This window comes from Haloterrigena salina JCM 13891, assembly GCF_000337495.1.
GTDB lineage: Archaea > Halobacteriota > Halobacteria > Halobacteriales > Natrialbaceae > Haloterrigena > Haloterrigena salina.
Genome location: NZ_AOIS01000006.1, coordinates 1 through 14,216 on the forward strand (window position 1 = coordinate 1; position 14,216 = coordinate 14,216).

Annotated in this window: 15 protein-coding genes and 5 pseudogenes; 5 read left to right on the top strand and 15 right to left on the bottom strand. The window is 59.4% G+C overall.

Annotated elements, in window-relative coordinates; translation table 11 throughout:
- Together C477_RS24345 and C477_RS01010 are read left to right on the top strand one after the other, a co-directional pair.
- Positions 1-211, top strand: a 211-nt coding sequence (locus C477_RS24345; RefSeq protein WP_204366217.1) for a hypothetical protein, incomplete at its 5' end; no start/stop codon positions are given.
- A 466-nt stretch (positions 212-677) separates the two neighbouring features.
- On the top strand, positions 678-1,436 hold the full coding sequence (locus C477_RS01010; RefSeq protein ID WP_008892559.1) for a hypothetical protein: 759 nt from the start codon (positions 678-680) through the stop codon (positions 1,434-1,436).
- Positions 1,437-1,923: 487 nt separating this feature from the next.
- On the opposite strand, the gene C477_RS01015 is transcribed toward C477_RS01010, so the two are convergent.
- The 7 genes and pseudogenes from C477_RS01015 to C477_RS24425 all read right to left on the bottom strand — a co-directional run bounded on the left by C477_RS01015 (position 1,924) and on the right by C477_RS24425 (position 5,414).
- Positions 1,924-2,433: a hypothetical protein gene (locus tag C477_RS01015; RefSeq protein WP_008892560.1), complete on the bottom strand. Its 510-nt coding sequence runs from the start codon at positions 2,431-2,433 to the stop codon at positions 1,924-1,926.
- Positions 2,430-3,029 carry a DUF7437 domain-containing protein gene (locus C477_RS01020; protein WP_008892561.1) on the bottom strand — a complete coding sequence of 200 codons (600 nt, stop codon included), beginning with the start codon at positions 3,027-3,029 and terminating at the stop codon, positions 2,430-2,432. Before C477_RS01020 ends, C477_RS01015 begins: the two co-directional genes overlap by 4 nt.
- 49 nt (positions 3,030-3,078) lie before the next feature.
- Positions 3,079-3,464, bottom strand: a pseudogene (locus C477_RS24420) (DUF7558 family protein).
- A complete protein-coding gene (locus C477_RS01025; protein WP_008892562.1) occupies positions 3,464-3,754 on the bottom strand; it encodes a hypothetical protein in 291 nt (96 codons plus the stop codon). Before C477_RS01025 ends, C477_RS24420 begins: the two are co-directional and overlap by 1 nt.
- Positions 3,755-3,827: 73 nt before the next feature.
- A complete protein-coding gene (locus tag C477_RS01030; protein WP_008892563.1) occupies positions 3,828-4,373 on the bottom strand; it encodes a hypothetical protein in 546 nt (181 codons plus the stop codon).
- Positions 4,374-4,553: 180 nt separating this feature from the next.
- A pseudogene (locus tag C477_RS01035) lies at positions 4,554-4,865 on the bottom strand (hypothetical protein); the annotation flags it as partial.
- A gap of 348 nt (positions 4,866-5,213) precedes the next feature.
- Entirely contained in the window at positions 5,214-5,414 is a 201-nt protein-coding gene (locus tag C477_RS24425; protein WP_083870221.1) for a hypothetical protein, read from the bottom strand.
- A 554-nt stretch (positions 5,415-5,968) separates the two neighbouring features.
- On the opposite strand from C477_RS24425, the gene C477_RS01045 reads away from it, so the two are divergent.
- Positions 5,969-6,412: a DUF4870 domain-containing protein gene (locus tag C477_RS01045; RefSeq protein WP_049914085.1), complete on the top strand. Its 444-nt coding sequence runs from the start codon at positions 5,969-5,971 to the stop codon at positions 6,410-6,412.
- Between the two features lie 85 nt (positions 6,413-6,497).
- Positions 6,498-7,892, top strand: a complete 1,395-nt coding sequence (locus tag C477_RS01050) for a DUF6498-containing protein (protein WP_193366246.1) — start codon at positions 6,498-6,500, stop codon at positions 7,890-7,892.
- Between the two features lie 72 nt (positions 7,893-7,964).
- Here the strand turns inward: C477_RS01050 and C477_RS24670 are convergent, their stop codons facing one another.
- From C477_RS24670 to C477_RS01065, 5 genes and pseudogenes are all read right to left on the bottom strand, one after another.
- Positions 7,965-8,093, bottom strand: coding sequence for a hypothetical protein (locus tag C477_RS24670; RefSeq protein WP_275040452.1), 129 nt, complete (start codon positions 8,091-8,093; stop codon positions 7,965-7,967).
- A 165-nt stretch (positions 8,094-8,258) separates the two neighbouring features.
- Entirely contained in the window at positions 8,259-8,564 is a 306-nt protein-coding gene (locus C477_RS22720; protein WP_008892567.1) for an AbrB/MazE/SpoVT family DNA-binding domain-containing protein, read from the bottom strand.
- A gap of 71 nt (positions 8,565-8,635) precedes the next feature.
- Positions 8,636-8,944 (bottom strand): annotated as a pseudogene (locus tag C477_RS01055) (DUF7437 domain-containing protein); the annotation flags it as partial.
- A 12-nt stretch (positions 8,945-8,956) separates the two neighbouring features.
- Positions 8,957-9,316: pseudogene (locus C477_RS01060) on the bottom strand (hypothetical protein); the annotation flags it as partial.
- A 10-nt stretch (positions 9,317-9,326) separates the two neighbouring features.
- Positions 9,327-10,547: an AGE family epimerase/isomerase gene (locus tag C477_RS01065; RefSeq protein ID WP_049914094.1), complete on the bottom strand. Its 1,221-nt coding sequence runs from the start codon at positions 10,545-10,547 to the stop codon at positions 9,327-9,329.
- A 295-nt stretch (positions 10,548-10,842) separates the two neighbouring features.
- Here C477_RS01065 and C477_RS01070 point away from each other — a divergent pair, with 295 nt between their 5' ends.
- Complete coding sequence (locus C477_RS01070; protein WP_008892571.1) at positions 10,843-11,676, top strand: aldo/keto reductase; 834 nt, start codon at positions 10,843-10,845, stop codon at positions 11,674-11,676.
- 696 nt (positions 11,677-12,372) lie between these two features.
- Here the strand turns inward: C477_RS01070 and C477_RS01080 are convergent.
- The 3 genes and pseudogenes from C477_RS01080 to C477_RS01090 form a co-directional block, all read right to left on the bottom strand.
- Positions 12,373-12,782, bottom strand: a pseudogene (locus tag C477_RS01080) (helix-turn-helix domain-containing protein).
- A 644-nt stretch (positions 12,783-13,426) separates the two neighbouring features.
- A complete protein-coding gene (locus tag C477_RS01085; RefSeq protein ID WP_049914088.1) occupies positions 13,427-13,702 on the bottom strand; it encodes a hypothetical protein in 276 nt (91 codons plus the stop codon).
- A gap of 183 nt (positions 13,703-13,885) precedes the next feature.
- Positions 13,886-14,173 (bottom strand): PadR family transcriptional regulator, encoded by a 288-nt coding sequence (locus C477_RS01090; RefSeq protein WP_049914095.1) that lies wholly within the window; start codon positions 14,171-14,173, stop codon positions 13,886-13,888.
- Positions 14,174-14,216: the final 43 nt, after the last annotated feature.

Below are 14,216 nucleotides of genomic sequence, written 5' to 3' on the forward strand. Positions count from 1 at the left end.
GACACCCAGTAGTCGAACGGTATCGGTCGACCCGTTCTGGTATTCGATGTCGATTGTGTCGCCATCGACGACGTTCGTCACCGTCACCGTCGTCGACTCGCTGATTGAGGTCGTCGTCTCGGCCGACGGCGCCGTGACCGCCCCCACCGAGGCCGTCATCCCTGTTGCAACGAGCGCTACGACCATGACCGCTGTCAGGAGTTTCTGTTGAACCACACTCACTGACCCGACTGCAATCGCCATCAACTTGTGTAATATCTATATTTATTAGTACATACGAATATTTCATCTCATTCCCTAATCGAAATGAGACTACACTCACCGACATTCGGGTAGTCGATGAACCTGTCAGAGTGCTCTGGGATGGGCCCCAGTTGTCATCTCCGACGAACCGTCCTGCACGACCCCAGATCGAGTCACCGTCAGCAGCACCCGCCTCATCTCGGGATTCGAAGACTGATCACGACGCTCGAGTGCCTCCTGACGTTACTGAAGAGCATAAGAAGTACTGTCCCAAGTGTAATTTCGTAACCAATTTTCTATCCATACACTCCGATATTCGGTACTATTATTCGAACCTTAGAGAATACCTACCTATGCGACGACGCGCAATACTTGAAGGTGCCGGAACGGCGCTTTCAGTTACACTGGCTGGGTGTGGAGGCCTTATCGAACCAATGGACGACGAAAGTGAAGAGAGCCCCGAACAAAACAATGCGACTGACGAGAACAACGAGGACGACACTGAAAACGAAACTGAACCAGCCAGCGAACCAAGCGACTTAGATGATGACGACTCCGGCAACGAGAGTGATGAATCCGTCAATCCGGCTACGCTGATAATCGACGACTTCGAGAACTACGATAGCGGCGGTCAGCTGGGTCCATGGACACGTGACGGAACCGGCAATATTGGCGTCTCCTCGAGCGCGGCCTTACACGAGGACTCGAGTCAGGGTATTCGGCAAAACGGCGACTCGAATATTCGTTCTTTCCCTGGTCAGGGGCTACCGAACTATCCCGAAGACGGCCGCGTGGTTTCGGTACTTATGCGTCCTAACTCGAACACCTCCCAGCCCTGGATCCTTCTCGGAATGGAGGACAACGTGTGGGCCACAGAAACCACTGGGTGGCGGCTTATTGTTGACCCGAACGGTGGAATTCGGATTGCTCGAGAGACAGAGAATGATGTTGTAATTCTTGATAAGAACACGAGACTTCCAAATTTGGTCGATAGAACTGTTGACTGTCAATTTGTTGCTGACAGTTCTAAAGGGGTTGGATTCCGGGTCAAAGACCTCGACGGTACCGTACTCGGCACCGTTAGCACAAGTGTGACGGACGGCATCGCGGACGAAATGAGTATTGGCTTTCGGTCGTCACAAGGCGTTGACTGGGATCGGCTGCGATTCGTCGAGGGCGAGAGTGACGGCTAAGCGACACAGCTCAACATTCACGATCGTCTCGAGTAACTTCACAAGCAGTCTCTTGGCACCGTCTAGTTAAGCACTTCTTGCGTAGACCGACGGTTCAGGGGGCTGTTGCGCCACCCGTATCGAAGGGTAAGATACTCACTCATTGTGAGAGGAGTGGTAAAGTGGTCGAATTTTCGCTGCTCTCGATCGGATCCCACTTGTATCAGTGAATAGACTCACCGAAGGACACAACCCAGAAAACGGACTACTCCTACCGGACGATCTGGCGAGTGGTCGATCGACTCGAGGGGTTCGTCCGGCACATCTACGGGAAGCTCGAGGCGTCCTACTCGGGCGTCAATCGCGGAAAGTTCCCACATATCTCAGTGGGACGATGTCCTCGAGCACCTACGAACAGTCGTTGCGACGCACGCACGATGGCCGATGTCATCGCCGTAGGAGCTCCAACGGCCGAACTTGACGCTCACGATTTGGAGCCCTAGTAACGTCAGCTATCGCTCGAGAGAAGATCTTGAATGAACCGGAAGCCGTTCACGAACGTCACCGAGTCACCGTAGCCCTCGCTAGCAAGGACAGTTTCGGCTCCCTCACCGGCCGCGATATCGGTCGTATAGATATACACCTCGCTCACCGTCCCCGCGCTGAGATGCTGGGCAGCCAGCGCCGCGAGCGCGGCGTCGGCTCGCTCGACCTCGTCTGCGGGCCGGTTGTCGACGTTCGCGATGTATCGCTGGACACCATCCATCGTCCGCGAGACGATGGGCTCGGAAAACTCGAGCGGCGCCGCGACTGTCGTCCACCCTTCGTCGATCGCGGCGTCGACGGGCGTTGCCTCGACGTCGGGGTCGTTGACAGTCAACTCTTCGTACACCCGCTCTGGAAGGACGAAGGTAATGTCGTTCCGGCGGGCGAATCGGCAGACAGCCTTGTACCGGCTATTCGACGGCTGTCCCATCGCGACGAACAGGCCGGTATCGGCGACGTGGAGCGTTCTCACGCGTCGTCAGCTGCGTCGCCGTTGTTGATGTCCACTTCGTCGAGCGACGCCCCTGCCGCCTCGGTATCGTAGTGCTCGTGGACGACGGGCCGGAGCGCCTGGAGGATCATCTCCGCGGCCAGCGGCGAGATATCGAGATCCTCTGCCATCAGGCGGTGGGTCACCTCGCCGCGTTCGCGGGCGACGGCGTAGGTGAGCGCCGTCGCGAGCCCGGCGACGCCGTGGCGGTCGATGTAGGTGTCGATGTCGGCGTTCGTCTCGCGGCGGCCGACGGCGTCGATCAGTGCCGGCGTGATCGTGTACTCGCGGTCGCCGACGGCCGTCGTCACGGTCAGGTTGATTGCGCGGGCGGCGTACCGCCGGGGCTGCTCATCGTCGGTGACCTTGACGACGCCGGCGTCGACGAGTCGGTTGACGTAGCTGTAGGCTGTCCCCTGTGCAAGCTCGAGGTCGTCCATTACGTCCTGGACGGTGGCCTCACCCTCACGAGCGAGGTAGGCGTACAGCTGGGCTAGCTGTGGTTCCTCCAGCAGGTCCGCGACCGAGAGGAAGTCGCGGACGATGTCGCCGTCGGCGCGATTTGAGGTGCGTGACACGGGCTGTTCTTGATTACAGTTTACAGCGAAACAGTAAAGAGTGTTTGGGTCACTCCACCGGCGTTCTGACGAGGTGCTTCTGGAGGTCCCGCATCCAGTACGTCGCGAGCCCGCCCGGGCTACACCGCTCGCACAGCTGCAACGGGCCTTCGAGATGGCCGAGTTCGACGCGGAAGCGCGTTAGCCGGGCGGGACCTCCGGTCCCGCTGGCAGCCGGCGCGACGCGCCGGCGACGCTGCGAGGGCGTCGACGACAAGCCCACAGCCGTCGCAGGCGTAGTGATCGCGCTCGTCGGGATCCGGTTCCGTCTGGACTCGCGCAGTCGACGCAGATGGAGTGCGTGACCCGCTTGTCTTCGCCCCAGGCATGCGTCTCGCCAGCCTCGGTGCCGGGTGGGGCGTCGCAGAACGCACACCCCGTGAGCGTCTGCTGCATCACTCGGCCTCCGCGTCGGCGTCGCGGCCGGCCGTCCAGCCACGGTGGAAGACGGCCAGCTGCGTCGACGAGTCGAAGGTAGTGCCACTCGGCTCGTGAACGAGGACGCGATCTTCGGGAACGGGTGTGACGACGTCCGCGTCGATGAGGTTGTCGACTAGGCTACGGGCCGTCGTGTCGTCGATGTCCGCCGTCGCGACGCTCGCGGCGTCGCGGTCCTGTGCGAGGAATTCGGTCTCGAGTTGTTCGTGGTCGGCACTCGTGTCGTCGTGAGGATCGGGACTATCCATGGTGAATCACGCCGCGCACGCTATCGCGCGCTGCACGCCTCCCGGCGCCGATAAACAGTCAGCGCGGACAGCGTCAGTCCGGTCGCGGGTCGCGATAGCCGATGACGGCGACATCGTCGATGAACAGGACGCCCTTCATGAAGTCGAGCTTGGTCAGGCTGTGCTGGTAGAGGTTGTGTCGTCCGAGGTAGTTCACCGGTACGATGAGGCAGCCGAACTCGATCTTCGGCCGGCCGTCCTTCTGCGTCCGGTAGCCTTTCTGGAACTTGAGGAGGTCGTCACTGACGTTCTTCCGCTCGCTCTTCTCCACCTCAATGGCGATGCGGACGTCGGCGTCGTAGAGGTCGACGCTGTAGTTGAACCCCAGATGCGACCAGAGCTTGCAGTTCGGGTTGTAGCCACCTGCGGCGTCCCCCTCGAACTCGTACTGTAGGAGGCCGTCGGCAATCGCGGCATCGAACCCGCCGACCTCCGTGTGTTTCGTTGACTCGTCGAAGACGCTAGGCGGGACAGTCTCGATGGCCGACCGAATCGACGCCAGTTCGTCGTCCGGAAACGCCTCGGACGAGGTTTGGGTGCGACGCTCGCTCAATCGGGTGACTTCCTCGACGACGACCATACTGGCTCTCGACGGACAACAGCTCGATAAAACCCGTCGCACGACCCTTAGAGCCGACCGGCTGCCAGGATTGACTCACTCGAGGATAGGGCGGTAGGCGGGGCTGAGGGAGTGGATCCAGCCCCAGAGTTAACCAACACTGTGTCGGTATCGGCCGGGAATGTTGGTTAATCATAGCCGCTATGATGTCTGGAGCTCTCGAACTGGCTTCACTATGAACGTGTCTGGCTCGCTGGCTGCTCCCCCTCGCGTGTCTGCTGGCGTGGTTCCCGACCGAGTGACCTGGGTGATGAGTTCGTCGCGAACGGTCTGTCGAGGGACGGTGGTCTCGTGCCAGCCCAGCCGTGCGTCGAAGTGCCGCTTCTGGAACTGCTCGCCGATGTCGTCGACAGCGATGTACTGCGTGCGTTTCGTCCCCCACACCTAGAGAGTGACGACAACAGCTCCTACGTGCTCGTGAGTCAGTTCAACGAGGGCACACTCTACGAGCGCGCCTCGCGTCTCACGGTGCCGACAGACTCACTGACGGTAGCAGCCAGGTAGTGAAGCGGGGCTCAGACTTCGAGAGACTTAACCAACGATTCGGGATTGTCCCTCGGATACGTTGGTTAAGACCAGTCGCGCTTCTGTAGAACTACAGAAGAGAACACAACTCTCTCTCAGCGTCTGTTCGGCCAAGGAGTGTCGCTTGCAGATCGGCGACGGGAATCTGTCCGTCATCCACGGTGCTACGTTCTAGGTGATACCTCTGATCACCGTACGCTGAGTCAGGAACCAGATCGTTAACACCGAGAGCACGGTCAAACTCAGGGACATCCTGTGAATCAGGTTTGTCTGGCGTTATCGGTCGAGCACCTCGACGTCGGAATTTGCACCGGCTGGACCCGCGACTGCCTTCGCACGCTCGAGTTCGCGGCGCTCTCGCTGGGCCTGCCGTTCGAGGGCGACTGCCCAACGACAGCGATCGATGCTCTCGTCATCGGCGACATCGTCGTCATCGATCGTGAACCGCTTGGCACGATGGTCAATTTGCTCGAGCATCAGGATCTGGCCTCCTGAGCCGCGTCTCGAGCGTCCGCCTGCAAGTGTTCGTACCGAACCTCACAGCTGTCCGAGCAGAACCGGCCAGCGTATCCAGTCTGGTCGCGAGTGGGTGCTGAACAACTCGGCATCCGACACGTATTGTGGTTGGTCATCTGGCGATACCTCGCTCTAGGAACAGAGTCGTCTCTGCGTTTAGAGACGCTGTTGCTCCATCAATTGTTCGCATGGCTTTCTGCGTGGGCTTCAGTCGAGCCCCCGAACCCTTCCTGGGGGCGACAAACTGTCTCGAGCGAACGACCAGTTCAACTCAGAGTTATCAATAGTGCTTTAGTTTCTTTATTTAGAAGTGGTCTTGAAACTGGATTGGCCGATTCGATCACTACACATGTGAACTGACCTTGAGACACCTATCAATTGTAGATGGTATCCATATCATCTTGCAGGGAATAAGGCGCATGTCTTCCAGACCAAAGGTACTTATACCCATAATGATATAAATTCTACATGAAGGGAGAACTGAAAAAACCTGCAGATCACAGATTACCACATCCATGACATTCACAGCAACTCCATCTGACCCTGAACTGTCCGATGAACGCTCTATCGGTGGCATCCTCGTCCACCTGCTTGGACTGTTTACTGGATTTCTCGGTCCCCTAATCCAGTACGCTGTTTCAGATAACGAGTTCACACGGACGAACGCCCGTCACACCATCAATTGGAACGTTACCGTGTCCGTACTCATGATTGTCGCCCTTGTGATGTTCTTTCTCGGCGCCGATGAGATCACTGTCCTAGGAGAAACAACTGAGGTTTCTTTGCTCCCAGCCCCGCTCGATATCGTGTTTGGGCTCGTCGGATTCCTCCTGATAATCGTCCTATTGATTGCAATATTTCTTACATTGGTGTACATCATCGTCGCAACGGTAAAAGCGATATCTGGATCGACTTGGACGTATCCTGGAGCGATCGCTTTCGTCGAGCGATATAGGTAGGATATTCATGTTATCTCAAGAAGGGAAGCTGGTTGAACATGGCCGAGATTGAACTGGACGTGCTCAAACTACAGATGATGGATCTATGAAGCCACCATCGAACGATTCATCTGCCGTGTTTCTGGTGACAGTCGCGGCGAACGTCGTCCCGCTGGTCGGCGTGTTCCACCTCGGGTGGAGCGCACAGACGTTCGCGGTCGTCTACGCGATGGAATTGGTCGTCGCTGTCCCGTTCGCCGGGTTGAAGGCATTATTCGCGCGCCGCCCGCCGAACTACGACGAGCTGGAGCGCCCACAGGAGGATAACCCGCTCAAGTCCGACGAGTTAGGCGGGGTCTCCGTCGGACCGAGCGACCTCAACCGCCGGCGTGGGAGCGTCACGGTCGTCGACTCGCTCCCACCGATCTACCCCCGGAACTTCCCGTTCGTCTTGCAAGCGTTCGGGGCTGGCGTGGCGCTCCTCGGGATATACCTCGCCGTACTGAGCCGTTTCATCGACGTGCCGGCGACGCTCGCCGATCCGATGGTGGCGGCGAGCGCCGTCTCCCTGATTGTCTCTCAAGTCGGCGTCATCAACCGCGAGTACTTCCGCAAGCGGCGCTACGAGACGAGCACCCCTCGGGACGTGATCAGAAGCGCGAAGAACGAGGCCGGGGTAGCCATGGTGCTGCTCTGGTTCGCGGCCACCGGTGGTCCGACCGGCGCGCTGGTCGCGTTCGTCACGGTGAAGCTATTCGCGGAGTGGGGGGACTACCGCGCCGGGCAGTCGTCCACCACCGACAAGGGGGTGGGGACGCTCCCGCCTGTAGCGGCTCCGGATGCGTCGCCGACGGCTGAGGTCCGTCCGGACCGGCGTGCCGTCCGCGGCGCCGCGTTCTGGCGGGGCGCGAAGTCCGCAATCGGCAGCGGCCCGGTGTACCTCTTCGCGTGGGTTGGGCTCACCAGCGGATCGACAGGGCCGGTCGCTGCCATGGTGGTCTGTTTCGGCCTCCTGCCAGCCATCATCGGCGGGCTGAAAGCGATCGAGTACGCCCTCACTCACGGTACGCTGGTGTACCAGCGCCGCGACGATGCGGTGGTCGCGTACGACGACCTCACCGAGGCGGTTCAGTGGACGATCCCCGTTGACGACCTCCGGGACGCCGAACTGTGTGAGGGAGAGTTCGTCGACCGCGCCTGTGATACTCGGACGTTCTCGCTCACCCCCTTTGTGGGGGAGTACGACCTCAGCGTCGCGCACCTCCGGGAGTATGACCGGGCTGTCGAGGCGTTGGAACTCCCCGTCGAGACGACGGCGTTCGGCCCACTCGACCGACGCGTGGCCGGGGTGGCGGCTGTGGTCGGAGCCTGTGGCGTCGCCGCCGTGGCGGCTCTCGCCTACTACGCTCCCTCCGTCGGGGCGGCCGCCGCCGGGTGGGGCGGCCCGTTCGGCGTCGTCGTCCTCAGATCGGCGTGGCAGTGGGCGCTCCCGGCCGCTTGAGGCGACCCGACGGCGTGCGGGGCGGGCGCGTCGCGGCCGGTCACTGCGACGCAGCCTTCCCGTGTATCGGGATCAGAACTCCGACAGCTCCGGGGCGGACGAGCCCTGACTCGGGAAGGGGACGTCGCTGACGATGGCGACTTTGAACTCGAATCCTGGGTTGATCGTCAGGATGTCGGTCCAGAAAATGTTGTCCTCCATGCAGACCTTGAGCGAGGACTCATCGGCTGAGCTGACTCTGTTGAAATCCTCAGCAAGTGATATATTCTGACTGGGTTGTGGTCAATACAGATGCTGCACTGAACACGACTGGCTCGTCGTAGAGGTATGCGATGATCGCTTCGGTGTCAAAGACGTACCGGTCGCTCATTCATCCTCCGAGTCAGCCGGTTGGAGTCGGTCAGCACGGGACTCTTCACGCCGGCGTTCCTCATGTTTCAGTTCGCGAACCCGGTCGAGCGCGTCGCCACGCTCGCGGTCGGTGTCAGCGTGAATCCCGCCTAACTCTTCGAGTGACGGGATTGGTTCGACGATGATCCGCTCGTCTTCCTCGTAAATGAACACCTCTCCAGGGGTGTCGATCCCGAACTCCTCTCGGAGCGTTTTTGGGATCGTTGCCTGTCCCTTCTGCGAGACGCGTACGACCTCTGGGTCTCGAGTACTCCTTGACATATTATATTGTACTACAAGCTCCACGTACTGCTAACTATCGGTGAGTAAATCTCCCAGCTCATTCAACGTCCTTACTCGTGGGAATCTGACTCTATTGAGTCCCCCTCTCCCTCGTCCTGGGAAGAACGGTCCATCAGATCGTGGACATCTGGTAATAGATGCTCGAAGAATGGATCATGCGTCCGGCCAACAGTCAGCGCTGGCTCGAGCGCGTAGATGATCATCATCGCTTCGGTTTCGCGAACGTCGATATCAGTCGCGACCATTCGTTGGGTCGTCTTCCCCGTGAAGTGTAGACCTGCACCCCGTAACGCAGCGATGAGCGTTCCAGCACCATAGCGGTCCGTGAAGTGCTCGACGTCCTCGTCAATATTCTCGATTCGCGTCACCTACTGCGTCTCAGGGTCACCAGGACGGACGATAAAGAGTGGTATCCGGTCTGCCTCGTGGGCCCGTTTGAGGTTCTGCAGGACTTTCGCAGGCCGGTCAGGTGTCGTCGTCTCGGCCTCGATGTTGAAAACGACGTCGTGGTTTGGGTGGGTCGCGGTGGCGTCGGGCTGTTCGCTCCCATCCTGTTCGAGGATCTCGACACTAAACCCGCGTTCGGTGAGCGCCGTCTCAGCATCCATGAGTACTGCATCGTGACTCGTCCCGCCTGCCGATTCGACAGCTCCCGTCTCTGATTGGACTATCGTTTCTCCGTCCTCAGTGAGCCGAGTCACGATGTCATCGCCCTTCAGATCGACCTCGATCGACGTGGCATTACGCACGGTCGTTCAGTTTCCGCGCGGACCGCCACCGCTCGTAGTACGCACTCGCGGGGTGATAGTCGGGTTCGACGCCCGGCGGCTCCGGTCCGATCGGATCGCCGCCGTCTTCCGGCGACAGCCGCTTCTCGTACCAGAGTCCGGCGGGACCGCGATACGCGGCCGCGCAGTCGGTGAGCCGTCGTTCCCAGTCGCGGAATCGGTCCCGCTCTTCGTCGTCGCCGTGGAAATCCGCGCGTTCGGCGAGCGTCGCTGCGGCACCAAGCGCCTCCGCGAGAGCCCAGCCGTAGCGGTCGGCGACGATCGGTTCGCCGTCGCGGTCGACGGTGTAGACGAATCCGTCGCCGGCCCAACCGAGATCGACGGCAGCATCGAACAACTCCCTCGCGCGATCGTACTGCCCCTCCGTCGCGGCTACGCTCTCGTCCTCGTACCCATAGCGCTCGAGCAGTCCGAGGAATTTCGCCCACTCGAGGTGGTGTCCGGGCTGGTAGCCCGGTGGTCGGAACTGGTGGCGTGGCTCGTCTTCGTTGTAGGCGAAATCGTGCGTCCACTCGTCGGTGTAGTGTTCCCACAGGAGTCCGTCCGTCGCCGTCGCGAGGTCGCCGGTAATTTTCTCGGCGATGTGGTTCGCGCGATCGTAGTACCGGCTCTCGCCCGTCGCTTCGTAGGCCGCGATGTACGCCTCGCACGCATGCATGTTGGCGTTTTGGCCTCGATACGCTTCCCGTTCCGTCCAGTCGGGATTGCAATCACTGCGGAGCAACCCGACATCGTCGCGGAAGCGCTTCTCGAGCAGGGCGTGGGTCGCTCGGAGGTCCTCGAGGGCACCGTCGAGACCGGCAGCCGCCGCGCGGGCGTACGCGAGCAGTACGAAGGCGTGTCCGTACGCCGACCGCGTTCGATCGATCGGCTCGCCGTCGTCGTCGACGACGAGGTGGTAGCCGCCGTCGGCAGCACAGTGTGCTTCCCGAAGGAACTCGAGTCCGTGTTCGGCCGCATCGACGCACCACTCGGGACCGTCCACCACGGCACCAGCCGAGAAGTTCGCGATCGAACGGCAGGTCGCGACGAGATGTCGGCGGTCGTCCGTGTACGGCTCGCCCGTCTCCGGGTGGAGCAACCGAAAGCCGCTCTCGGCGAGTGCATCCGGGTACTGCAGTCGCAGCGTCGCCAACAGCCTCGCTCGGTCTCTCCCGGCCCGTTCTCGTGTCATAGGATAGTGATCCGCACCTCGCGTAAAATCCTTGTTGGAGACTCCCTCGAGTGACGTCTCGGGGTGGCCGTCGAAGACGAGGAATTCATCCTGGTGCCGGAAGACGGAGCGACGGAGTCCGCCGAGGCGCCGCACGCTTTTTCGACGCCTCGCACACGCGGACCTCCTCGAGAGAACACGCGTGAGCACGCGCCATTCCGTTCCCCGTTTTAGCCGTACAGCCGTCGAATCCGCGACATTCCCCTGGTTCGTAGCTATTTTGTGTCTCGATAGGCAACGGCCAGTCGTGACTTCTATGGATTCAGTACCAACTCAATCGCTTCCGAGCGGCGACGAAATTCCGATCGTCGGCGCCGGCACGTGGGACGTCGGCGGCGACGCCGTCAAAGAGTCGGTCGACACCGCACTCGAGATCGGCTACACGCACGTCGACACGGCGGAAGGGTACAAAAACGAGGCCGAGATCGGCGAGGTGCTCGCCGAGCACGACCGCGAGGACGTGTTCCTCACCTCGAAGGTGCTTCCGTCGAACCTGCATTACGACGACGTCTTCGAGTCCCTTGAGGCCTCCCTCGAGAAACTCGGCACGTCCTATCTGGACCTGTATCTCATCCACTGGCCGAACCCGGCGATTTCGCTGCGGGAGACGTTCAACGCGCTCGAGCGCGCCCACGAGGAGGGACTGATTCGAAACGTCGGCGTGAGCAACTTCAGTCGGTATCAGCTCATGTTCGCCCAGCAGGTCGCGGACGTGCCGATCGCGGTCAACCAGATCGAACTCCACCCGTGGTATTACCGGGAGGAGTTACTCGAGTACTGCCAGGAGAACGACATCGTCGTCGAGGCGGCCGCGCCGCTGGCCAGAACAGAACTGTTCGACGACCCGGTACTGAACGATATCGGCGACGCCTACGAGAAGACTCCCGCGCAGGTCGCCCTGAAGTGGGCGGTCCAAAAGGACGTGGTCGTGGTGCCGAAGTCGACGTCGGCGGAGCATCTCCGCCAGAACCTCGATCTCTTCGAGTGGGAACTCGAGGCCGACGACGTCGCTCGCATCGACGAGATCGATCGGATGGATAACGTCTACATGATCGATCTCGACGACGACACCTACGGTATTCCGCCCTGACACCGGTCGGTCACGACCGAATCGGTAGACTTCACAGGGTATCCAGCGGACGTTGGGCCCCTCGTTCGGGTTTTCGGTTAGCAGTATAGAAACTGCTGTTCTCGATAGGACGTACGCGTCCGAACTGCGTACACTCATTGCTCGTCTGACTCGGGAACTGACGTCTGGTCGTCCGTCGATTCGGGCTGTAACTGACGAACGAGGTTCAAGTGCATCAGGTGAAGATGCATCCCAATTCCGTACAAGATGGTGCCTAATCCGACGAACGTGAGCGGCATGAGTATCGACTCGATCGCCCGTGAGGGACTCTCGAGATTCGCAGGTAGAACAACGCCAATGGCCAACAGAAATGCGCTCAGAATAATCACTAGCCCCGTACGAACTGCGCGAGAGTACTTTCCAACCTGTTGAATCCGTTCTTCAATCTCTTCTCGGGAGGGCGATCCAGTTTCGCGAGCCATAGCTGAGCTTCTCATCTCTTCTACAACTCTCGGTGTAAAACGGGGGCCGGAATAGACAATCTGCTCAGTGAATACCCGATACTGAACGTGAGTTTCGCGGTCACGTCTCAATAACGAAGTCGTCGTCCCAACTACTGGTGGGTCACCGTCTTTGGATTCGGCGAACGTAGGCGAGAAGATCGGTATCGAGAGCGCGAGAACGATTCGAAGAGCGTGAGGAGCGGGCGCTAGACGGTTAGCTCTGGGCGGGAATTTCGGTGTCGGCCTCGGCGTGTTCGTACTTGTCCTCGAACTCCTGGATGAGTTGCCCCATCTTCGCGTACCAGTCGTTTAACATCCGCTGCATGTCGTTCGCGATCTGCGTGGGGTCCGTCGGNGATAGTAGACGTGGTAGTAGCCGCCCTGGTCGTAGTTGATCTGCTCTTTCTGGATGAAGCCGCTCTGGAGCAGCCGCTGGATCGAGCGGTACGCGGTCGAGCGCTCCCGGTCGACCTGCTCGGCGACCTCGTCGATCGTCAGCGCTTTCTCGCTCTCGACCAGCACGCGAAAGCACTCCTTGTCGAGTTGCTTGAGCCCATGGATACACTCCAACAGCCCTTCACACTCCATATCCTGCTGTAGTTGTTCCGCCATCGAGTTGGCCATGTTACTACCTCGAGAGAGGGATCGTATCGGCATAAGGATTGTGCGAATATTGTGCAACCTTCGTGAGCTGAGCGCAGACGGGAGCGAGCGTCTCGCTGCGGCGTTAGTCCGCAGGTGCACCTCCAATCTGACTGTCGTCTCTCTAAAGTCCACCGCTGATTTGGCTACGTTCCTTGGAATGATTCTCGGAGACACTCACGGAGGCTTTCGACTTGATCCGGATCAGAGAAGCCTTCCTCTTACGAGATTTAGCTAGCCGTAGCCTCCCTTTGACACACAATATATTTGTCAGGCACTTCGTGAGATCCGTACTCCTCGTCCCGAAGATCAGCAGCTAACTTTTCAGCTTCTGGATCAGGTACGAAGACGTGAAGCGCGGTAGCTGGCGGGTCCTCGTCAGTATCAGTATAACCAGCGAGAGCGTCAATTAGCATCGAGAGTGCTTCAAATTTGCCTCTGCCTGAGTGGTCACTCCTGTCTCTTCAGTAGTGCCTACGCGGCAATTACAGCTAGTGCACATCACCTCGCCGTACCGAAGCGAATACTCTCGAGAGCACGGGTGATGCCTCGGAGTACGATGCGTCGAATGGTCTACCGAATTCCAGTGTAACACTCACCTCATCCTGTTGCTACGATCTCCAAGCCTACTGCACAGCCGTTTCGATCGCTTTCAGCTCATCTTTTCGGAACGACGACGGCGCCTCCTCCGCATTGTCATCTTCTAACGCACCGATCTTCCACAAAATTCCTGCCCTCATTTCCGCTTTGGGTGGCAAGCGTCCGCTCGTATCGATCTCATACCCTACCGCATCACAAATTGCAGCTAGGTCCTCTTTCGTGAACGCTGCCGATTCCTCTCGCTCAAATCGCCCTACGGCCACCCTGATTTCATTTCGAAGTTCAGTGACGGTTTGTGCCATGCCTACCACGACACGCACCTCCGTTGTCTTTGTTCCGGTCAACTCGGTTTCAGACGGTGACCGTGGAACCAGATAGAACGTTCAGCCGATCTAGATCGTCGTTCTGGTAACTGCCGTATCCGTACTGAACTGGAATTCTATGCCCGACTCCGAAAAAGAAGCTGCAGTCCCAGCTACTGTTATTTACTCCGCGAAGCGGTCTTCCACGTACTGGTCTTCCCAATCCCGCCGGGCCTCGAGCTCTCTGGTGCCGCGCCGTGTCACCGAGTAGACGTTGGTGCGTCGGTCGGCCTTTCCTTTCTCGACTAATCCTTTGTCGACGAGCGTGTCGAGATTGGGATACAGTCGGCCGTGATGGATCTCCTTCTCGTAGTACTCTTCCAGTTCCTCTTTCAACGCCAATCCGTGCGGTTCCTCCAGGCCAGCAGCAGTGTACAGCAGGTCACGCTGGAACCCAGTCAGATCATACATATATGATGTCATTACCATCATCGGCTTAAGAACACTGGTATCG

Bases quoted from the DNA above. Each gene is read 5' to 3' on its own strand.
- C477_RS01010 (WP_008892559.1), top strand. From the start codon at position 678: ATGGACGACGAAAGTGAAGAGAGCCCCGAACAAAACAATGCGACTGAC.
- C477_RS01025 (WP_008892562.1), bottom strand. From the start codon at position 3,754: ATGGATAGTCCCGATCCTCACGACGACACGAGTGCCGACCACGAACAA.
- C477_RS01030 (WP_008892563.1), bottom strand. From the start codon at position 4,373: ATGGTCGTCGTCGAGGAAGTCACCCGATTGAGCGAGCGTCGCACCCAA.
- C477_RS24425 (WP_083870221.1), bottom strand. From the start codon at position 5,414: ATGCTCGAGCAAATTGACCATCGTGCCAAGCGGTTCACGATCGATGAC.
- C477_RS01045 (WP_049914085.1), top strand. From the start codon at position 5,969: ATGACATTCACAGCAACTCCATCTGACCCTGAACTGTCCGATGAACGC.
- C477_RS01050 (WP_193366246.1), top strand. From the start codon at position 6,498: ATGAAGCCACCATCGAACGATTCATCTGCCGTGTTTCTGGTGACAGTC.
- C477_RS24670 (WP_275040452.1), bottom strand. From the start codon at position 8,093: ATGGAGGACAACATTTTCTGGACCGACATCCTGACGATCAACCCAGGA.
- C477_RS22720 (WP_008892567.1), bottom strand. From the start codon at position 8,564: ATGTCAAGGAGTACTCGAGACCCAGAGGTCGTACGCGTCTCGCAGAAG.
- C477_RS01065 (WP_049914094.1), bottom strand. From the start codon at position 10,547: ATGACACGAGAACGGGCCGGGAGAGACCGAGCGAGGCTGTTGGCGACG.
- C477_RS01070 (WP_008892571.1), top strand. From the start codon at position 10,843: ATGGATTCAGTACCAACTCAATCGCTTCCGAGCGGCGACGAAATTCCG.
- C477_RS01085 (WP_049914088.1), bottom strand. From the start codon at position 13,702: ATGGCACAAACCGTCACTGAACTTCGAAATGAAATCAGGGTGGCCGTA.
- C477_RS01090 (WP_049914095.1), bottom strand. From the start codon at position 14,173: ATGTATGATCTGACTGGGTTCCAGCGTGACCTGCTGTACACTGCTGCT.